This is a genomic window from Bradyrhizobium sp. U87765 SZCCT0048 (assembly GCF_018131225.1).
In the GTDB taxonomy this organism is placed as follows: Bacteria; Pseudomonadota; Alphaproteobacteria; order Rhizobiales; family Xanthobacteraceae; genus Bradyrhizobium_A.
This window is the reverse complement of sequence record NZ_JAFCMM010000004.1, coordinates 253,212-274,050: the sequence shown is the minus strand read 5'-3', so window position 1 is coordinate 274,050 and position 20,839 is coordinate 253,212. Positions and strand designations below refer to the sequence as shown.

Genomic DNA, 20,839 nt, shown 5'->3' with positions numbered 1-20,839 from the left:
AAATAGCCGGCCCGGAGCGCCGCCGGCCCACGACGGTGTCCCCCTCGGGGCCACCTTCGTGTAGAAAGCACCAACGCCCAGACAACACCGGACCGCGACCGTGACCAGCCCCGCCCATCTGCCGCCCCATGACTGGACTGCCATCCGCTGGGGGGAGCTGCCGGCCGGCGCGACGGCCGACTGGATCGCGGTGCTGCCGCTCGCGGCCACCGAACAGCACGGCCCGCACCTGCCGATCGAGACCGACACGCTGATCGCCGAGGCGTTCCTCGCCCGTGTCCGTGCACTGCTGCCGGCGGAGATTCCCGCGACCTTCATCCCGGTACAGGCGGTCGGCCTGTCGACCGAACACATCGACTTTCCGCAGACCGTGTCGCTGTCGACCACCGCGGCGCTGCGCTCATGGATGGAGCTCGGCGCCGGCATCGCCGCTGCCGGCCTGCGCAAGCTGGTGATGGTGACAAGCCATGGCGGCAACAGCGCCGCGATGTCCGTAGTGGCGCAGGACCTGCGCGCGCAGCACGGCCTGCTCGCGGTCACCACCGGATGGCATCGCTTCGGTCAGCCCGCAGGGCTGTTCAGCGAGGCGGAGGTGCGCCATGGCGTGCATGGCGGCGCCATCGAGACCTCGATCATGCTCGCCGCCTACCCGGACCAGGTGCGCCGCGAGCGCATCGCCGACTTCCGCCCCGCCAGCCTCGACTTCGAGGCACGCTACCGCTGGCTGTCGACACACCGGCCCGCGCCGTTCGCCTGGCAGGCCCAGGATCTCAATCCCTGCGGCGCGGCGGGCGACGCCACGCAGGCGTCCGCCGACAAGGGCGCGCAGCTGATCGAGCATGGCGCGCGCGCGTTCTGCGAGCTGCTCGCCGACGTCGCCCGCTTCGACATGGCCGCGCTGCGCAACGTGCCCCAACCGCTGCTCTGAGCCTTCAGCGTCGTTCGAGGCCCAACTTCGGTTCGATCGATCGACAGCAATTTTCTTCATCCGCAAGGTCGAACCCGAAGCACCGGGTGTCCGACGAACGGGCATGCACCCCCACGGGGGCGCCCCCAACACCGGATGGAGATCATCATGTCGCTCAAGACCAAAATTGCCGCCCTCGCCCTCACCGCTCTCACCCTGACCGGCGGCATCGCCGCCACCTCGCGGCCTGCCGAAGCCCGCGGTCTCGGGCTCGGCCTCGGCATCGCCGCCGGCGTGATCGGTGCCGCAGCGGTCGGCGCGGCCGTCGCCAACGGCCCCTACTACGACGGTTATTACGGTTATCGCCGCTGCGGCTGGGTCCGCCAGTACGACGCTTACGGCAACTACATCGGCCGCGTCCGCACCTGCGGCTGACGGATTTTCGGTGGATCTGCGTCCGGCACGGGCGCCTCATCCACCCCGTGTCGTACCCGACCCGCCCGGTTGTCCCCCCGGGCGGGTCATCCTTTTTCGGGCGCCCGTCGCCGCCATCGCTGTTACATACCTGTCGCAAATCCATGGCATGTCGGGAGCGGCTCTCCTCCGGCCTTCCGGCCTGATGCCCGCGACGGCCAGGCGGCCGCCTCCACCGGTCCGGTGCTGTTGCGGGCATGGCTCACCCCACGAAATTCCGCTGTGACGCCTTCCGGCCTCGATGGCGTGAGGGGGTGGTCTGTGCCAGAGGAGAGCCTGACGACCCCGCGACCAAGCTGAACCGACGGCCCCGAGAGACGATGAAGACCCTGCTTGCCGGCATCGCGCTTTCGGCCCTGTCCCTCGAGGCCGCCACGGCCGCTGACCTCGGCTCCATGCCCGTGAAGTCGACCCCGGTGGCGCGTGTCTTCGACTGGACGGGCCTCTATGTCGGCGGCCAGGTCGGCTATGGCGGCGGCAGCCTTGGTGCTGGAACCAACGCCGTGCCGCTGCAGGCCGTGTTCTTTCCCCACAGCACCACCGGCATGACTGGCGGCTTCCAGGTCGGCGGCAACCTGCAGCTTCCCAACCGCATCGTGCTGGGCGCGGAAGCCGATATCTCGTTCGTGGCCCCGATCGACCACACCAAGCTCACACCGGCGCCGTTCAACACCACGCTCGATCATATCGGCACTGTTCGCGGCCGCGTCGGCTACGCCTACGGCACATGGCTGCCCTATCTGACCGCCGGCCTCGCCTGGGGGCGCACGGTCGTCTCGATCAACGACGCCAACGGCGATGGCGTCGACCGCAGGGCGCACCAGCAGTACGGCTGGACTGCCGGCGCCGGCATCGAAGTGGCGCTGTCCGGCAACTGGAGCGGCAAGGTCGAGTACAGCTACATCGATCTCGGCGCCAAGACCTACAGCTTCGATGGCATCCCCGCGACGCGGGTCGACCCGAAGCTGCAGATGGTCAAGGTCGGCCTGAACTACCGCCTGTGGGACGGACCGCTGTGGGCCCCGACCCGCACCGCCGGCGCGCTGCCCGACAACGACAACTGGACGATCCACGGCCAGACCACCGGCATCATGCAGGGCTATCCTGCGTTTCGCTCGCCCTACCAGGGCAGCAACAGCCTGCCCGGCGGCGGCCTTGGCCGCGACACCTGGACCGCCGACGCGTTCCTCGGCTGGCGGCTGTGGGACGGCGGCGAGCTCTATTTCAATCCGGAACTGGCACAGGGCTTCGGCATCGGCAGCACGCTCGGCATCGCCGGCTTCTCCAATGGCGAGGCGCAAAAGGGCGGCGCCGAATATCCCAAGTTCCGACCGCAGCGCTACTTTTTCCGTCAGACTTTCGGCCTCGGCGGCGAACAGGAGGACGTCTCCGACGGCCCGATGCAGCTCGCCGGCAAGCGCGATATCGACCGCATCACGGTGACCGTCGGCCGCTTCGCGGTCGGCGATTATTTCGACGGCAACTCCTACGCCAAGGACCCGCGCGCCGATTTCATGAACTGGGCGATGTGGGCCTCCGCCGCCTACGACTTCCCGGCCGACCTGCCCGGCTTCACCCGCGGCGCCGTGGTCGAGCTCAATCGCAAGGACTGGGCACTGCGCGCCGGTGTGTTCCAGGTCCCGGCCGCGCCCAACAGCGACAGCCTGACCTTCAACGGCGCCGGCACCGTCGCCGAATTCGAGGAGCGGCACACGATCTTCGGCCAGCCGGGCAAACTGCGGCTCGGCGTGTTCGCCAATCGCGGCACCACCGGCAACTACAACCAGGCGATGGCGATCACCGCGGCCGACCCGACGATTGCCATCAACGACGCAATGCTCAGCATTCGTCAGGAGCGCTGGAAGTACGGCTTCTACATCAATGGCGAGCAGCAGGTCGCGACCGACATCGGCGTGTTCGCCCGCCTGAGCTGGAACGATGGCCAGAACGAGATCCTGTCGTTCACCGACATCGACCAGAGCCTGTCCGGCGGTGTTTCGATCAAGGGCAGCTACTGGGGCCGCAGCGCCGATACCGTCGGCATCGGCGGCGCCATCAATGGCCTGTCGCGGGCCCACCGCGACTTCCTCGCCGCCGGCGGCAATGGCCTGCTGATCGGCGACGGCGCGCTCAACTACCGGCCCGAGCAGATCGTCGAGGCCTACTACGCCTACGCGCTCAACAAGAGCGTGACCCTGACGGCGGACTATCAGCTGGTGGTCAATCCCGCCTACAACGCCGATCGCGGCCCGGCCTCGATCTTTTCAGGGCGTGTGCACGCCGAGTTCTGACCGGCGCGCTTGAGCGCGGCAGCCTCGCATCCTAAACGGAAGCCATCCGGTTCTCTCGTGACAGGAAGCCTGCCATGCGCGTCAAACGCATCGTCGCCAATATCGGCACGCCCGACGTCGCCCGGGCGCGCGCGTTCTACCATGACGTGCTCGGCCTCGACCTGTTGATGGACCATGGCTGGATCGCGACCTACGGCTCGGCTCAGGCCATGACCGTGCAGGTCAGCGTCGCCAGCGAGGGCGGCTCCGGCACCGCGGTACCCGACCTGTCGATCGAGGTCGACGATCTCGACGCCGCCCTGGCGCGCGTCATGGCCGCAGGCCTGCCGCTGGAATACGGCCCGGCGGACGAGCCCTGGGGCGTCCGCCGGTTCTATGTCCGCGACCCGTTTGGCCGCCTCGTCAACATCCTTGCCCACGCCGGCTGACCGGCGAGCGCCCTCAATTCGCCGCCGCGAAGGTCTCCGCCCGCGCCATCGCCCAGGCGCGCTTGAAGCGGGCATCATCGGTGCCGTTGATCAGCTCGCCCGGCCGCAGCGACGGGTAGAGATGATCAAACGACATCACCTCGACGCCCGACACCCGGCGCGAGAAATGCATCGGCAGCATTTCCTGCGGATGGGCAAAGCCGCCGGCCGCGGTGAGCTCGGCAAGCGCATGCAGTGTGGCGTGGTGATAGTTGTAGACGCGCTCCAGCTTGTCCGGCACCACGAGCGCGCGGTTGCGCGTCGGGTCCTGCGAGGTCACGCCGGTCGGACAGCGATCGGTATGGCAGCTCAGCGACTGGATGCAGCCGATCGAGAACATGAAGGCCCGCGCGGCATTGCACCAGTCGGCACCGATGGCCATGGCACGGGCGATGTCGAAAGCGGTAGCGATCTTGCCGGCTGCCCCGATCTTGATGCGGTCGCGCGCGTTGATACCGATCAGCGCATTGTGCACGAAGTTGACGCCCTCGCGCATCGGCATGCCGAGGTTGTCCATGAACTCCAGCGGCGCGGCGCCGGTGCCGCCCTCGTTGCCGTCGACGACGATGAAGTCGGGATAGATTCCGGTCTCCAGCATCGCCTTGCAGATCGACAGAAACTCCCAGGGATGTCCGATGCACAGCTTGAAGCCGGCGGGCTTGCCGCCTGACAGGCGGCGCATCTCGGCGATGAACTGCATCAGGCCGATCGGCGTCGAAAACGCCTTGTGATAGGGCGGCGAAATGCAGTCCTGTCCCATGGGCACGCCGCGAATCTCGGAAATTTCCTGCGACACCTTGGCCGCCGGCAGAACACCGCCATGGCCGGGCTTGGCACCCTGGCTCATTTTCAGCTCGACCATCTTGATCTGGTCGATGGTCGCGAGCTTCTGGAACTTGTCCGGGTCGAAATTGCCGTCGGCGGTGCGGCAGCCGAAATAGCCGGAGCCGATCTCCCAGATGATATCGCCGCCCATCTCACGGTGATAGGGACTGAAACCGCCCTCACCGGTGTCCTGGGCGAAGCCGCCCTTCCTGGCGCCGCCATTCAGCGCCCGCACCGCATTGGGGCTGAGCGCGCCAAAACTCATCGCCGAGACGTTGAAGATCGAGGCCGAATAGGGCTGGGTGCAGTCGGGGCCGCCAATGGTGATGCGAAACTTCTCCGACGCCATCGGCTTCGGCGCCACAGAATGGTGCATCCACTCGTAGCCTTCCTGATAGACGTCATTCTGGGTACCGAATGGCCGCTTGTCGAGATCCATCTTGGCGCGCTGATAGACCACGGCGCGGATGTCGCGGCTGAACGGCTTGCCGTCCTTCTCGCTCTCGAAGAAGTACTGCCGCATCTCCGGCCGGATTTCCTCCAGCAGGAAGCGCATATGGGCCGAGATCGGATAGTTGCGCAGCACTGCATGCCGCTTCTGGATCAGGTCGCGGACGCCGAGCGCCGTCAGCGCGCCGAATACGACCAGCGGCAGCAGCACGACATCGAACGCTTTGTGATCGAACAGGCCGATGCCGAGCAGCAGCGCCGTCACGACCGAACAGATCGTGAGGATGATGAAGCGCGGCGTGAACGGCAGCATCAGTGTATCCATGACAACCTCGTCTCCTGGCTTGGCCGGAGGCCCGCCATTGCGGCGGATACCCTCAAGCCCCGGCCTTGCGGCCGCCCGCTCTCGAACCGGGATGAAACTTATACACCATGATGCGGCCCGGCAGGACGCCGGTCCGTGACGCACTGCATCAAACCTGCTTGCCGCCCGCCGCCGCTGAAATGCAGAAAGCCGCGCAGCGACTGCGCGGCTTTCCGGTGTTCACGCCGAAGCGCCGGTCAGAGCACGTGATACAGCACGTAGTAGAGGCTGCCCGACAGCAGCATCGCAGCCGGCAGCGTCAGCACCCAGGCCAGCGCGATGTTGCGGATCGTCGCCCACTGCAGGCCAGAGCCGTTGGCCGCCATGGTGCCGGCGATGCCGGACGACAGCACGTGGGTGGTCGAGACCGGCAGGCCGTAGCCGTCCGCAGCCGCGATCGTCGCCGCCGCCGTGATCTCGGCGCAGGCGCCCTGGGCGTAGGTCAGGTGGGTCTTGCCGATCTTTTCGCCGACAGTCACCACGATGCGCTTCCAGCCAACCATAGTCCCGAGGCCGAGCGCGATCGCCACGGCGATCTTCACCCAGGTCGGGATGAACTTGGTCGCGGCGTCGAGTTCGCCCTTGTAAGTGTTGAGCACGGCGACGTCGGCAGCGCTGAGTTCGCTCTCCTTGTCCTTCATCAGGAAGCGGACCGCTTCGGAGGCGAGGTACATGTCGTTGCGGGTGTTGCCCACCGCATCGGCCGGCACCTTCGCAAACGAGCCGTACTGGCTGACCTGCTGGCTGATGTCACGCACCAGCACCGCCAGCGAAGGATACGTGCCTTCGTTGATCTGGTGGGCGGCGACATAGTTGGTGACGGCAGGACGCGGGTTGCCGAGCACATTGTAGCCGGCAGCCTTGCCCTCGATCACCTTGCTCGCCGCGGCCGACGTCTGCACGAACTGCCCGGTCTGGCTCGCCGGCAGCGCACGGTTGAGGGCGTAGGCGGTCGGCACGGTGCCGATCAGGATCAGCATGATCAGGCCCATGCCCTTCTGACCGTCGTTGGAGCCGTGAAAGAACGACACCAGCGTGCAGGTCAGGACGAGGATGCCGCGAATCCAGATCGGCGGCGGCTCGTTGCCCTTCGGCTCGGCGAACAGAGCCGGGGTCGCGCGCAGCAGCACCGTGCGCAGGATCAGCAGCAGGACCGCCGCCAGCGCGAAGCCGAACAGCGGCGACATCAGCAGCGCCTTGCCGATGTTGGTGGCCTGCGACCAGTCCACGCCAGACGTGCCGCTGCGGCCATGCATCAGCGCGTTGGCAATGCCGACGCCGATGATCGAGCCAATCAGCGTGTGCGAGCTCGACGCCGGGAGGCCGAAATACCAGGTGCCGACGTTCCACGCGATCGCGGCGATCAGCAGCGCGAACACCATGGCGAAGCCCGCGCCGCTGCCGACCTGCAGGATCAGCTCGACGGGCAGCAGCGACACGATGCCGAACGCGACCGCGCCGGAGGACAGCAGCACGCCGAGCAGATTGAACATGCCCGACCACACCACGGCGACATGCGCCGGCATCGAGCGAGTGTAGATCACGGTCGCCACCGCGTTGGCGGTGTCGTGGAAGCCGTTGACGAACTCGAAGCCGAGCGCGATCAGCAGCGCGACGAACAGCATGATGTAGGGCAGCAGGCTCGAGACCTTCACGCCGGTCGCGTCGACGTCGGCATAGATGCTGTAGGCCACGAACAGGAGCGCGGCAGCGACCACTCCGAGATAGATGACGCCGGTCAGCGGGTGGAAGCCGCGATCGAGATCCGGCCCTTTCTGCAAGGCAGGCTCGATCGAGCCGGGTAACGCAACATCGCTCATGGTGAGGCCCCAGTTAATGGTACTGGGGGAAACTTGACCGGTGCTGTTGAAACCTCGATGACAGAAACGGAAAAAAGCCGCCGCGGCGCACGGATTCAAGCGGTTGCGCTGCACAGGACAATTTGATGTCTGAACGTTTCTGACGGCCGATGCAACGCCACACGTAGCCTCGCCAGGCGTCGTCCCCCCAAGCGATAGTCGTCCGTCAGCGCCGGCCGCTTCGGCTGAGCCGCCCTAGATGACGTCCATGTCAATCTGCTCGACAGCAGCGGATCCGGGCCCGGCCGCGGCCGGGCGTGACACGGCCGCGGCCGCCGGATCGATCATCACCGCCCAATGTGGCGGCGCCCGGTCCTTCACCCGCATCAGCCCCCGCGGCGAGAACCGCCCCTCGGTGCTGCAGGCATGGGTCGAGGCGACGATGAACTCCGCCGTGTTCCCGCTCCCCGCATAGGGCAACAACACCTGCTCGATGGTCACCGGGCAGCCATCGGCATCGGCAACGGCTACGATGGTGTAGACCGGCAACCTCGCGACGACGCAGGCATTCCAGATCGGCAGCGCGGCGCTCGCCATCGCCGGATCGAGACAATCCCGAAGCGGGCGGCCCGCCAGCACCGCATCATAGATGACGCCGACCCGTTCGCCGCCTTTCAGACAGTGGATATCGATCCTCTCGCCATCGGCGGTCACGCCGCACAGCAGAAGATCCAGCGCATCACCCGCGCGCTCGTTCGGCTCGAAGCTTGTGATGGCCGGCAGCGCTGCGCCTGCGCGTGCACGAAACCAGTCGCGCACCAGGCTGACCTGACGAATCGAACGAACGATGCTGATGTGCGATGTCTGGACTTGCATGCGGCTAATCGGCGCCCAGGATCTGAAATCGGAGGCAGGAAAGCTTGGCTTGTGCAGCAAATGTCAATGGCGCGCAACGCGCAGGCGACAGCTATAGATGATTCGCCTGCGTTGAGAAGCAAGTGATCATGCCGCCGCACCATGCGTGTCCGGCCGCGGCGAGCCACGGCCGGAGATGCGCAACCGATCCTACCCCTGCGAAGCGGCCGCCTGCAGTGCGGACCACACCTTCATTGGCGTCAGCGGCGCATGAAGATTCGCCACCCCCGCCGCGCTCAGCGCATCCATCACTGCATTGACGACGCACGGCGGACCACCGATCGCGCCGGACTCGCCGCACCCCTTCGATCCCAGCGGATTGGTGCGGCATGGCGCGGATTCGTCCAGCGTGACCTGAATGTTGGGTACGTCGTCGGCGCGGGGAATGCAGTAGTCCTGATAGGTCGCGGTCAGCAGCTGGCCATCGGAATCGTAGACCACGCCCTCGTACAGCGCCTGGCCGATGCCCTGGGCGACGCCACCATGGATCTGGCCGCCGACCAGCATCGGATTGACGGCAACGCCGACGTCGTCGACCGTGGTGTAGCGCGCGACGCGGGTGATGCCGGTCTGCGGATCGATCTCGACCTCGCAGATATGGCTGCCGTTCGGCCAGCTGGGACCGTCGACCTTGCCTTCGCTGTCGACACTGAGACGGCCGCCGCTCTCGCGCCTGGCGAGTTCGAACAGGCTGATGCGGCGATCGGTGCCCGCGACGGTCAGCCAGCCACCGCTGTATTCGATATCGCCGACGCCGGCCTCCAGCACGTTGGCCGCGTTCTCACGCGCCTTGGTGATCAGATCGGTCGCCGACACCACGGCCGCGGTGCCGCCGACGAACAGCGAGCGCGAGCCGACGCTGCCGAACCCCTGCGCGAGGTCGGTATCGCCCTGCACGACCCGGATCTTGTCCATGGGAATGCCGAGCGCGGCACTGACCATCTGCGAATAGGCGGTCTCCAGGCCCTGGCCCATCGCCTGGGTGCCAGAATGCAGCACCACATGGCCGTCGGCCGTGGCGTGCAGGCTGACCTTTTCGTTGTGCACGGTGCCGCCGGTCCATTCGATGTAGCTGGCAAGACCGCGGCCATAGAGCAGACCCCTGGCCTTGGCGGCGCGCTTGCGCGCGGCGAAGCCGTCCCAGTCGGCGAGATCGGAGGCGCGGTCGAGCATGTGGGCGAACGCGCCGCTGTCGTAGGTCTGGCCGGTCGCCGTGCGGTAGGGCATCTGGCCGGGCTTGACGAAGTTGATCTTGCGCAGCTTGCGCGGATCCATGCCGATCTGCCGCGCGGCGGCGTCCATCAGCCGCTCGACGATGTACACCGCCTCCGGACGCCCCGCGCCGCGATAGGCGCCGACCGGCGCGGTGTTGGTCATCACCGCCTTGACGTCGATGTGGATGAGCGGAAGGTCGTAGGTGCCGGTGGCGACGAACGGTCCGAGGATGAGCGGGATCAGCACCCCGGTGCCGCTGAGATAGGCGCCGGTGCCACCGATCGAGCGCACGCGGAACGCCTGCACACGGCCCTTGGCGTCGAGCGCGAATTCGGCGGTCGACGTCAGGTCGCGCCCATGGGTGCCGCCGAGGAATTCGTCGGTGCGGTCGCCGCGCCAGCGCACCTTGCGCTTGAGCTTGACGGCCGCATAGGCGACGACGCCGTCTTCCGGGTAGACGCCGGTTTTCTGGCCGAAGCCACCGCCGATGTCGCCGACGAGAACGTGCACGCTCTCCTTCGGGCGCTTCAGCACGGCGTCCGCCAGTGTGTCGCGCGTGGTGGTCGGCGTCTGCGTCTGCATGTGCAGCGTCAGGCGGCCGGTCTTGGCATCGACCTCCGCGATGGTCGAGCGTGGCTCCATCGCGGCCGGCGCCAGACGCTGGCTGACGACGTCGAGCGACACCACATGGGCCGCCGCCTTGAAGGCCGCCTCGACCGCCGCGGCATCGCCATAGCTGGTGGCGGCAACGATATTGTCCGGCGCCTGCGGCCACACGGCCGGCGCCCCCGGCGCGATCGCAGCCTGCGGGTCGGTGACGGCGGGCAGCACGTCATAGTCGACGGCGATCGCCTCCGCGGCGGACTGCGCCGCCGCGCGCGAGGTGGCGACGACAGCGGCGACGGCCTCACCGGTGAAACGCACCACCTCGTGGGCGAGCAGGCGGCGCTCGGGGAAGGTCATCGGCGAACCGTCGGGCCGTTTGAACACCGGCAGCGTCGGCAGCGCGCCAATGTCGTCGGCGACGAGATCTGCGCCGGTATAGATCGCCTCCACGCCCGGCATGGCGCGGGCGGCGGTGGTGTCGATCGCAACGATGCGGGCGTGGGCGTGCGGCGAGCGCAGCAGCACCAGCCACAGCGCGTCGGCATGCGCGATGTCGTCGACGTAGCGGCCATGCCCGGTGACGAGGCGCTGATCCTCGACCCGGCGAACCGGCTGGCCGGCCCCGAACCGCAACTCCTTCGGCAGAATATTCATCGCATCATTCCTCTCGCAAGCCGGGCCGCGCCCGCGGCCCGTCGGCCCGCCCGTTTTCACGATGCGGATCACGGCGGATGGCGCCGCATGCCATCTGGCGAAATTTGGCCACACAGCGACGGCGACGCCGGTCAGAACCGGGTCGCGTCGATGTATTGCGACGGCTGCGTGAACGCAACCGGCAAGTCTGCTCCGGGACGAGCGGGATCGAGGTCACCGCGCCGTAACCGGTGGAGACCGGGCGGGGATTCAGTGCCCTTCCACGACCTTGCGACAGGCGGGGCTGAGCTTGTCTCGGCTTTCGATCAGGCACTGATGGATGGCCATGTCGCCGTCGTTCATCACCTTGCGGCAGTGACGTGAGACGTCACGCGAGCAGGCGCGCTCCTGGGCCTTGCGGGTATCGTCCTGCGCGCCGGCCGGCGCAGCCGCGAACACGGCGGCAAAGGACAGTGTGACGGCGAGCAGAGCGGCGAGGCGAACGGACGACGGCGATGAATGCGTCATGAAGATCCTCAAAATCACAGGTGATGAAGACCGTCATCCTACCCGATGGCCCCACGGGTGGGTACCCGGAGCGGGCGGTCCGACGGTCGCCATCTCCCGACAGAACCGCCCGAAACTGGCCAAAGCATGGATTTTTTGCGCCGCACTTCGCCCGCAGGTTGTGCCCGGTTGTATCACCTGAACATCCCGCCGCCCGGCGACCTGTCCCGCACGCGCGCACCTGACAAAAAAAGGGCCCGGCATCGCCGGACCCTTTTGCCGAAAGACCGTCCGTGCGCGGCTAGTTCGCCCTGCGCCGGTCGACGCAGGACACCGCGATGAACGACACCACCGAGCACAGCATGATGTAGATCGCGATCGCCGCCCAGTTGCCGTTGAACGCGCCGAGCAGCCAGGTGGCGACCAGCGGCGCCGTGCCGCCGGCCACCGCCGCGCCGATCTGCGAGCCCAGCGTGATACCGGTGTAGCGCACCCGCGTTGAGAAGATCTCGGACATCAACGTGCCGAGGGTCGCGACGATCGGCGCCCAGATCAGCCCGACGGTGACGATGGTGGCGAGGGTGATGCTCCAGGGCTGGCGCATGTCGAGAAGATAGAAGTAGGGAAATGCGAACGCCGCCATCAGCACGGTGCCGGCGAGGAAGACTTTCTTGCGGCCGATACGATCCGACAGCCCGCCCATGATCGGGATCATGCACACCGTGACCAGTGACGCGACGGTGATCGCGTTGAGCACGGTGACCTTCTCGAACTTCAGCGTCCCGGTGGCGTAGCCGACGACAAAGGTCGTGAAGACGTAGAACGGCGCCGTCTCGACCACCTTCGCCCCGGTCGCGATCAGCACCTCGCGCCAGTGATAGCGCACGGTGTCGACCAGCGGAATCTTCGCCACGTTGCCGGTCTGCTTGGTCTTCTGGAAATCCGGCGTCTCGTCGATCCCGTTGCGGATCCACAGCCCCAGGAACACCAGCACGGCGCTCAGCAGGAACGGCACGCGCCAGCCCCAGGCGATGAACTCGGCGTCCGGCAGGATCGACATCAGCGTCATCGCCAGCGTCGCCAGCAGCATGCCGAGCGGCACGCCCATCTGCGGGATGCTGCCGGCGAAGCCGCGCCGGTTCTCGGGCGCATACTCGTAGGCGAGCAACAAAGCGCCGCCCCACTCGCCGGAGATGCCGAGCCCCTGAATCACCCGCAGCGTCACCAGCAGGATCGGCGCCCAGACGCCGATGCTGTCATACCCCGGCAGGAGACCGATCAAGAAGGTCGCAATCCCCATGCAGGACAGCGTCAGCACCAGGGTCTTCTTGCGGCCGATGCGATCGCCGATGTGAGCGAACACGAAGCCGCCGAACGGACGCACGAAGAACGGCAGCGAAAACGACAGATAGGCCAGCAGCAGCGCGACCACCGGATCATAGTTCGGAAAGAACAGCCGATTGAACACGAGACCGGCGACCGTGCCGTAGAGAAAGTAGTCGAACCATTCGATCGCGCTGCCGGTCAGGGTCGCGAACAGGACCTTCGCTTTCAGTCCGTCTCCGACGGAGGACGACACGACGGCCGCCTCCACATTGGTCGTGCTGCTCATGTTCATTCCCCCGATTGTCTGATCTTTTCCCGATCCTTGATGGCCGGAGGGGCGCGGTGCGTCCCTCCGCAACTGGCGTCGGATCGTTGGTCGCCACGCGCGGCGACGTCAGGCCGCGCGGCGCGCGTAGGCCTGCAGATCCGCGATGGTGCGGGTGATGACCGCCGAAACCTGCGTCCGCTCCTCGCCGACCAGCGGCAGGCGCGGCGCACGCGTCCATTCCGGCGCGCCATAGACGAGATGCTCGGCGAACTTGATGTACTGCACGAGCTTGACGTGGGTATCGAGGTGAAAGGCCGGCGTCATCAGACGGTAGAGCCCGAGTGCTTCGGCGAAGCGGCCCTGGGCGCAGAGATTGAAGATGGCGACGCATTCCCGCGGCCATGCATTGGTCATGCCGGAGACCCAGCCAGTGACGCCGAGCACCATGCTCTCGACGATCAGGTCGTCGACACCGCAGAAGATCTGGAAGCGGTTGCCGAGCTCGACATACATGTCGGTGACGCGGCGAATGTCGCCGGTCTCCTCCTTGATGCAGATGATCGAGGGCGTGTCGGCGAGCTCCTTGAGGATCGCCGGCGTGACGTCGACGCCGTAGGCGATGGGATTGTTGTAGATCATGATCGGCAGCGCCATCGACGCCGCGATCGCCTTGTACCAGGCCGCGGTCTCGCGCGGGTCGGTCTTGTAGCCGAGGCTCGGAAACACCATCAGCCCCTCGGCGCCGAACCGTTCATAGGCGCGGGCGGATGCGGTCGCCGCGTCCAGCGAGATCTCGGCAAGGCCGGACAGCAGCGGCACCCGGCCGGCGACGACTTCCGCCGCGGCACGGATGACGCTCTCGCGTTCCTCGGGGCGGAGCGAGGCGTTCTCGCCGAGCATCGGCAGCACGATCACGCCGGAGACGCCGCTGTCGATCAGCCTGCCGATGCTGGCTTGCGTCGCTTTCAGGTCGACGGTGCCGTCTTCCCGCATCTTGGTGGTGACGGCAGGGAAAACGCCCTTCCAGACAGTCATCGCGCAGCATCCTTTCCTCGTGCGGACCCACTTTGTGTCCGCTTTATGATTGGATCCAATCTACAATCGAACAAAATCCGATGTCCAGCTTCAATTGCGGGCGCCGCCGTGATAGAATTTGGTTTGAGAATATCGCTGCAATTCCAGGCCGTTACCCCGCCACGTCGGCGGCCCGACCGATCAGATGGACAGAAATGTCGCCCCGACTGCCCACCCCGAAAGCACACCGGATCAAACGCCAGAGCCTGCCGGACTCGCTCGCGGAATCCCTTCGCGAGCGCATTCTCAATGGCGAGTTCAGGGAGGGCGACCCGCTGGTGCAGGAGACGATCGCGGCCGAATACGACGTCAGCCGCATGCCGGTGCGCGAAGCGCTGCGCCAGCTCGAAGCCTCTGGCCTGGTCAAGCTGACGACCCACAAGGGCGCGGTGGTCACCTCGCTGCCGAGCGAGCAGATCAGCGAGCTGTTCGACCTGCGCGCCGCGCTGGAATGCGACCTGCTGGGGCGCGCGCTGCCGAACACCACTGCGGACGATCTGGCGCTGTCACGGTCGGTGCTCGCGCAGCTCGAGGAGGCCTATCACCGCGAGGATGTCGGTTCATGGGGCCGGCTGAACTGGGAGTTTCACCGCAGCCTGTATCTGCCGGCCAACCGGGTGCAGACGCTGGCGGTGGTGCAGGGCATCAACCTGCAGACCGATCGCTACATCCGCCTGCAGCTGCTGCTGACCGGCGCGGTGGCGGACGCCGAGGTCGAGCACCGCGAGATCCTGCGGCTGTGCGAGGAACGCGACGCGGAGCGTGCGGTACCCTACCTCCGGCGCCACATCCTGTCCGCCGGCCGCAACCTGCTGGCCGCGATTAAGGACCGTCACGCCGCCGACGCGGCCTAGCGAAGCGGCCGCCAGACGGCATCGCAGCCGGGGCCCCCAAGGGGCGGACAACGACTGGCGCGATCAGTCCTGAAAATGGAGAGATGGCGATCCCGGGAAGACTCGAACTTCCGACCTACGGTTTAGGAAACCGTCGCTCTATCCGGCTGAGCTACGGGACCGGCGCGCGACAGGCGACAGATGCCCGCCAAGCGCGCCCTTCTAGCAGAAGGCTCGCACCCCCACCAGCCCTTCGCGATCGGTGTAGATTGGAACGGCGATGACTGCCCTGAAGCTCGTTCCCGGGGCCACATTCAAAACGGTGCAACCGAGCCAAATGCACACCTGCGCGGCGTATTACCAGTACCAGAGCCAGCTCCCCCACCCAGCGGAAGAGTATTACCGCCTCGACAAGTAACCTGGCCGTACGGCGTGTCGATGGTTCTAACCTCCCCGTAGGGAAGAAGACCCGCAGCAATTCCATATGGTTTTCTATACGAGAGTTCGAGTGCAGATGGGCGCGCCTGGTGTTTCCTCGGCTTGGGCCTCGGCCCTCCCTTGTGGCCATAGTTCTCTGGCCCAGTCACGTGACTTCCAACTGGCGGCTCGATCGGTGTCGGGTCTACGATTTGAGCGTATACGGGAGCTCCAAACCAGCTGCCGAGCGTCACAACGACCATCAGAAAAACGGACCCGCGCATGCTTATTCCCCAAAAATCATGACAATCACGAAGCGCAACAATCTTTTTGAGAACGTGATCAATCGGCTCACAAACCGGAATACGACAAATTGCGTTCTATCGTCTCACGTCAATTCGGCGAAGCCAAGTGCAAGGACAAACGCACTGAGACAAGTGCTTTCGCCATATCTTACGACGTCCCACAATCATTAGACTGAATCTTATCGCAATGAAGACCACTGCTACAGGGGTAGACTGCGCCTCCGAAACTGCACTGTGAAGCACTCGGCCAGTCGCGCGTCGTGCTTGTGCGCAAGCTCGATCACCTTGCCCGCAAAACTCTTCAACGGAGCGTCATCGTCGTTCACGGGCGCCGCAACCTTCCATGCCTCGAACAGGATATTGTCTGCGACACCCGCGTCCTTGTAGCCGCGGCACTGCCAGAATGCCCGGCCCCACACCTCTCCTCTCTCGGATCTTCCAGATTGGGGGGACCGTTTCTTGGCGTCGCTTCTGTTGTCGTCGGTCAGCGTCCGGAGATACGGCGTCGAACGCTTGAACTCTCTCCCGGATACAGCCCCTCCAATACGAGGATCATTGAAAAAGCTCGCGGAAAAATAATCGGCCAGAGCCGATTCTACTTCAGAGCGATGCCCGCCATCCGGCAGCGTCGCCAGCAGTGCATGTTCCGTATATTCGCGCACCACGATCGGTTGGTCGGCCCTCAGGTTCTTATGAATATAAAGGGTGTGATCGCTGTAGAACGCATTCACTTCGCTGGACGGCCCTACAGTCTTGGGAAGCGGGTTATCTTCAGAGTAGTAAACTGGCCTGATATCCTGTTCGATGTTCTTAAAACCAATCCTGTCCAGATATCTGGCATAGCGTGGCAGGACGTCCGAAAAAGACATTTCCCGCAATTTCTTATCGAGCGTCTCTTGCTGCTCCTCGGCGATGGCCAAGCGATCTGAGATCGACTTGAACCTAGCTTCGAAGACGCCTATCTGTCCTTCAAAGGCATCCATCTTTGCCGCAAGATTATCGCGACGAGCTTCCATTTCTCCGAGACGAGTGTCCATTTCTCCGAGACGAGTCTCGATCTTTCCAAATTGACTGAGAGCCTGAGCTACATCTCTATTAAATGTTCCGGCCTTTTGGAGAGATGCATCCAGCTCTTTGCGTCCGTCGGCGATCGCTTGATGGAAACTTCCCCATCCAATCCCTAAAGCGCCGAAGGCGGCCAAGAAGACGGCAACAATCACCGCGAGAGAAATTTTAGATATTTTTTGAACGCGATCTACCCACCCCATCAGGCGTGCAGAAACATGCTCAGATACTTCGTTTTCTACAACATTTCGATCTTTCAGATGTTTCTTCAATTTCTTGTCGAGAAGCTGCTCGACAAAATCGTCAATTCGGGACGCCTCGGTCGGTATTGCAAGCCCACAGCTATCGCAGAAGCGAGCAACGGGACTTATTTTCGCATCACAATGCGGGCAGTCGACCTGCCGCGAAGCCTCAACAACAGCGCGCTGACTATCGGTCATCAGGGCCACTTTGATCGTGCCAGGATACTCAACCTATAAGGATAAATTGCAGAAATTTCCAGCTCAATGCGGGCTCCTCTTTGAGATTTGAGAGGAGACAAGCGCACGACCACCATCGTCTGATTACCACCAGGACACCAAAATCGCAGTTCTTACCTTCCGTCTTCTCGGCCTCCTCCCGATGCCCCGAAGAGAAACGGAGAAACGTCGTACGCAAAACAGGCATCGAGCAACCGTCGACGAACCGGAAGCCTAACGCTACCCGCGCGACGGCGCTGTCACGGACATGTCGTGACCTGGTTGCTGCAGATCCCCGTCACCCAGCCGCGGCGCGATGGCTCGTGCTCCATGTGCGCCGTCACGTCGGCATAAGCCCCGGAGCAGCCGTGGACGTGGTCGATGATGGCGGAGTCCGGGCCGCCCGTCCCGTCGCGCGACTGGAGCTTGCCGGATACCGCGGCCTCCACCTTCGGCGCCCCGCGCAGTTCGGGCCGGTTGATCGTGAAACGCACCTTGTCGCCGAATACCCAGCCCGGTCCGGCGAACACCGGTCGATCCCCGTTGCCGCTGCCATAGTCGACAACCCTGGCATCCTTGACCAGCAGCCAGCCGGCGCGACTGCCGATGATGCGAAACTCCGCCGCGTAGACGTCGTCGCCTTGCCGCTCCGGCGGCGGCAGGCGGCCGATGATCGCCGCATCCGCGCGCGGCGCCGCCCGCACATTGAGGCCGGCCGGATCGCTGTCGCTCGACCAGCCGGTAATGGCGCAAGCGGTCACGCCCGCGGTCTCGACCGTCGGCTCTGCGCGCGCCATCCCGGCGCCGCAGCCGACGGCGAACCCCACGGCCATCGCTTCGAACAGTCTCGCACGCATGGTGCCTCCTCTTGCCGTGCCTGCAACCGGGCGCCGCGCAAGAGACTGTCGTTCGAACGGAGGGATTCGTTCACATGGCATCTCGCCGGATGATGGCGCATCGATGAGCGATGCCGCGCGCAGCCGGCTTCGCTGCCGAAGCGCCCTGCCCCTGAACGGAACGAGAAGCGTCCAGCGATCCAGTCCGGCGAACCGGTGCGACCGCTAAGAACAGGACAATCTGAGCAGCAGGCTGCCGCCGGTGTGCGGCAATTCCGCGTGCCAGGGAATCTCGGCCCGGCCGACCTCGGTGAAGCCAAAGCGGCGATAGAGCGCGATCGCGCCGGCATTGTCGGCCCAGACATGCAGCGTCACCGATGGAAACGCCTGACGCCGCGCGTCGTCGACGACGGCCCGGAGCAGGGCCGCGCCGATGCCGTGTCGCCGGTGGCTGCGGGCGACCGCGATGTCGTTGAGAAAATAGCTGTCGGGATCATTGAGTGCGGTGCGCGGCCACAACAACATCTCGCGCTCGGTCAGGGTTTCCCGGTCAATGCCCTCGGCGATCACGCCCGCCGGAAATGCATTCGCCGCGCCGACGACCTGCCCGCGCGACACCGCCACCACGCAATTGCGATACGACATCATGCCGGTCGGCGCCGCGATCATGTCGCGATAGACGCGCAGCGGCTCGGCCACAGGATCGAGCTCGCGCAGCAGAAACAAAAACGTCTCGCCACCAGCAAGATATGTCAGCTTCGCGATCGTGCGAACATCGTCAGCCGTCGCTTGCCGGATCGCGCAAGGCTTCACATCGGGCGGTGCCGTGCGCGCTCTCGCGCGCGCACGTTCGGAGATCATCGTCGGCATGCTGTCCACGTTCACCCTGCCGAACGGCTGGGCGAATCGAAGCGTACGGAGCCGACGGTTCAGCGCCAAGCGAAGCGCGGAGCACAGCAATCAACGGACACTAAAAAGCGACAACAGGAAACGATTGGAAATAGAGTCAGGCTCCGCGCTGCGATCGAACGATCGCGTTCTAGCTGCCACACAGATGCCGCGTGTCGAGCAGACGGCGAACGGGACCATCATGGGCCTCATCGCACACCGGCCTCGCCAGCGTCAGCGCCTCGCCGCGGCGGGCCTCGTCGAGCGAGGCTGCCAGCATCGCCCTGAGCGGGACCGCGACCATCGGCAGATAGGGCCGCCAGACATCCTCTTCCGCCAGCCCGGCACGCGCCTCCCGCTCGGCGCCGGCACGATCGTTGAGATCGAACAGGCGCCCGGCCAGCATCAGATGCGCGCGCGGATCGCGCGGATACTGTTGCGCAAGGTCCTGCGCTCTCGCAGCGACTTCCGCGGCGTTCTTTGGATATCGCTCAACAGGAATGAACTGCGTCACCAGGGCAGCGCGCTGGTAGTTGCGCGCAACGCCGATCACTGGATAGGCCAACACCAGCACGCACGCGGAGGCGATCGCCGCGGCGATCCTGCGGCCGCCCGGCAGCGGCGAGGCCGACGACCAGACGGCCAGAATCAACAGCCCGACCGCCACGCCGCCGATGGCACCGCCGAAATGAGCGCCATAGTCGACCTTCTTGCCATTCAGCACGCCGGTGAGCGGCAGCAACGCCGGAATCAACACATAGATCGCAGTCATCTGCAGCGCCGTTCGCAGCGGCCCCGCCGGAAAATGCCGGCTGGTCACCAGCATGGCGGCGAACAGCCCGGTGATCGCGCCGGATGCGCCGACCGAGACGATCATGGCGTCATTGAACAGCAAAGATCCCACCGATCCACACACCGCTCCAGCGGCGTAGACCAGTCCGAACCAGAGCCGCCCGACCAGATGTTCGTATCGGCGCCCCGCCACGAACAGGGCGAGGCCATTGAGCAGGAGATGCGTGATATCGATGTGCAGGAATGGCGCGGAGAGCATCCGATACCAGTCGCCTGCGAAGACCAGCGATCGCGCCAATCCGCCCATCGCCACCAGGGTCGCGATCGATGGCTGCAGCGGTCCAGTCAGAGGGCCCAACCCGAACTTGATTTCGGCGGCGAAAATCGCGGCCAGCACGGCCAGAATCGCAACCGTCAGGACGGGAAACGCCTTCGGCGCCGTCTCCACCGTGCGCGGCACGAGGTCGGCATCCGCTTCGCGCGGCGACGACAGCAGACGCTCGATGAAGCCGGCGAGCCCGACCGACCTGATCAGCGGACGATGCGAGCACCAGACGCGCCCGGACGCCGGATCGACCGCTATCGCGGCGGGAATGACCTTCGCCCGCCACTTCCGCTTGAAGGCCCGCAGCCGCTGCTCCTGCCCCGGCGATGGCGGCCCGACCTCGACGATCGTGATCGACAGCGGCATCTTCGCGCCGTTGATGCGGCCGGTGTAGTGCAGGCAGCCGTTGCCGATCTCACGGACATCCTCGACAGACAGCGCGAACTCCCGGCCCGGATGCGCCTGCCGATCGATGAGACAGACGATGTTCAGCGTCAATCCATCCGACATGGTCAGCACGACGTCGCTGGCCAGCACCAGCCCGGTGGCCTCCGGCACATGCGCGATCTGGTAGCCCTTCTTCGCGACAAGCTGCCTGGCGAGATATGTGCAGAACGTGTCCGCCACCATCACCGGGCTTTCCACGTGAAGCTCCGGTCCATCACTGTCCGACATCAAAAACATCCCGATGAAAATGGCGACGCCCGCACGGGAGCATCGCAGTCAGCACAAAATTGAATATGCGGCAGATTACACCAAACGCGCGACGCGGAAAGCCTGATATCGCGCGGCTGCGCCG

General features: G+C 65.4%; 16 protein-coding genes and 1 tRNA gene. 5 read left to right on the top strand and 12 right to left on the bottom strand.

The annotated features are described in order from the left end of the window. Positions 1-100 precede the first annotated feature (100 nt). The 4 genes from JQ639_RS24025 (at position 101) to JQ639_RS24010 (ending at position 4,100) form a co-directional block, all read left to right on the top strand. Positions 101-928: a creatininase family protein gene (locus JQ639_RS24025; RefSeq protein ID WP_211967576.1), complete on the top strand. Its 828-nt coding sequence runs from the start codon at positions 101-103 to the stop codon at positions 926-928. Between the two features lie 147 nt (positions 929-1,075). Next, positions 1,076-1,342 carry a hypothetical protein gene (locus JQ639_RS24020; RefSeq protein WP_211967578.1) on the top strand — a complete coding sequence of 89 codons (267 nt, stop codon included), beginning with the start codon at positions 1,076-1,078 and terminating at the stop codon, positions 1,340-1,342. A 359-nt stretch (positions 1,343-1,701) separates the two neighbouring features. Continuing rightward, a complete protein-coding gene (locus JQ639_RS24015) occupies positions 1,702-3,672 on the top strand; it encodes a carbohydrate porin (RefSeq protein WP_211967580.1) in 1,971 nt (656 codons plus the stop codon). Between the two features lie 74 nt (positions 3,673-3,746). Further along, complete coding sequence (locus tag JQ639_RS24010) at positions 3,747-4,100, top strand: VOC family protein (RefSeq protein ID WP_211967582.1); 354 nt, start codon at positions 3,747-3,749, stop codon at positions 4,098-4,100. Positions 4,101-4,113: 13 nt separating this feature from the next. Here JQ639_RS24010 and JQ639_RS24005 read toward each other — a convergent pair whose 3' ends face one another. The 7 genes from JQ639_RS24005 to JQ639_RS23975 form a co-directional block, all read right to left on the bottom strand. Continuing rightward, positions 4,114-5,739 carry an FMN-binding glutamate synthase family protein gene (locus tag JQ639_RS24005; protein WP_211967584.1) on the bottom strand — a complete coding sequence of 542 codons (1,626 nt, stop codon included), beginning with the start codon at positions 5,737-5,739 and terminating at the stop codon, positions 4,114-4,116. Between the two features lie 236 nt (positions 5,740-5,975). Then, complete coding sequence (locus tag JQ639_RS24000; protein WP_211967586.1) at positions 5,976-7,598, bottom strand: inorganic phosphate transporter; 1,623 nt, start codon at positions 7,596-7,598, stop codon at positions 5,976-5,978. Between the two features lie 234 nt (positions 7,599-7,832). Continuing rightward, positions 7,833-8,453 carry a hypothetical protein gene (locus JQ639_RS23995; RefSeq protein ID WP_211967588.1) on the bottom strand — a complete coding sequence of 207 codons (621 nt, stop codon included), beginning with the start codon at positions 8,451-8,453 and terminating at the stop codon, positions 7,833-7,835. 189 nt (positions 8,454-8,642) lie between these two features. Beyond that, the gene (locus tag JQ639_RS23990) at positions 8,643-10,967 is read right to left on the bottom strand and encodes a xanthine dehydrogenase family protein molybdopterin-binding subunit (RefSeq protein WP_211967590.1); all 2,325 of its coding nucleotides are present in this window, start codon (positions 10,965-10,967) and stop codon (positions 8,643-8,645) included. A gap of 249 nt (positions 10,968-11,216) precedes the next feature. Further along, a complete protein-coding gene (locus JQ639_RS23985; protein WP_249123292.1) occupies positions 11,217-11,474 on the bottom strand; it encodes a hypothetical protein in 258 nt (85 codons plus the stop codon). 280 nt (positions 11,475-11,754) lie between these two features. Next, positions 11,755-13,065, bottom strand: a complete 1,311-nt coding sequence (locus JQ639_RS23980) for an MFS transporter (protein ID WP_211967592.1) — start codon at positions 13,063-13,065, stop codon at positions 11,755-11,757. Between the two features lie 108 nt (positions 13,066-13,173). Beyond that, the gene (locus tag JQ639_RS23975; RefSeq protein WP_211967594.1) at positions 13,174-14,082 is read right to left on the bottom strand and encodes a dihydrodipicolinate synthase family protein; all 909 of its coding nucleotides are present in this window, start codon (positions 14,080-14,082) and stop codon (positions 13,174-13,176) included. A 194-nt stretch (positions 14,083-14,276) separates the two neighbouring features. On the opposite strand from JQ639_RS23975, the gene JQ639_RS23970 reads away from it, so the two are divergent. Then, positions 14,277-14,975, top strand: a complete 699-nt coding sequence (locus JQ639_RS23970) for a GntR family transcriptional regulator (protein WP_211967596.1) — start codon at positions 14,277-14,279, stop codon at positions 14,973-14,975. An 84-nt stretch (positions 14,976-15,059) separates the two neighbouring features. On the opposite strand, the gene JQ639_RS23965 is transcribed toward JQ639_RS23970, so the two are convergent. The 5 genes from JQ639_RS23965 to JQ639_RS23945 form a co-directional block, all read right to left on the bottom strand. Continuing rightward, a tRNA-Arg gene (locus JQ639_RS23965) sits at positions 15,060-15,136 on the bottom strand. A 740-nt stretch (positions 15,137-15,876) separates the two neighbouring features. Next, positions 15,877-17,181, bottom strand: coding sequence for a zinc ribbon domain-containing protein (locus JQ639_RS23960; protein WP_211967598.1), 1,305 nt, complete (start codon positions 17,179-17,181; stop codon positions 15,877-15,879). A 278-nt stretch (positions 17,182-17,459) separates the two neighbouring features. Next, positions 17,460-18,056, bottom strand: a complete 597-nt coding sequence (locus JQ639_RS23955; protein WP_211967600.1) for an SH3 domain-containing protein — start codon at positions 18,054-18,056, stop codon at positions 17,460-17,462. Between the two features lie 204 nt (positions 18,057-18,260). Then, on the bottom strand, positions 18,261-18,974 hold the full coding sequence (locus tag JQ639_RS23950) for a GNAT family N-acetyltransferase (RefSeq protein ID WP_249123293.1): 714 nt from the start codon (positions 18,972-18,974) through the stop codon (positions 18,261-18,263). Positions 18,975-19,074: 100 nt separating this feature from the next. Further along, positions 19,075-20,715: a rhomboid family intramembrane serine protease gene (locus tag JQ639_RS23945; RefSeq protein ID WP_211967602.1), complete on the bottom strand. Its 1,641-nt coding sequence runs from the start codon at positions 20,713-20,715 to the stop codon at positions 19,075-19,077. Positions 20,716-20,839 lie beyond the last annotated feature (124 nt).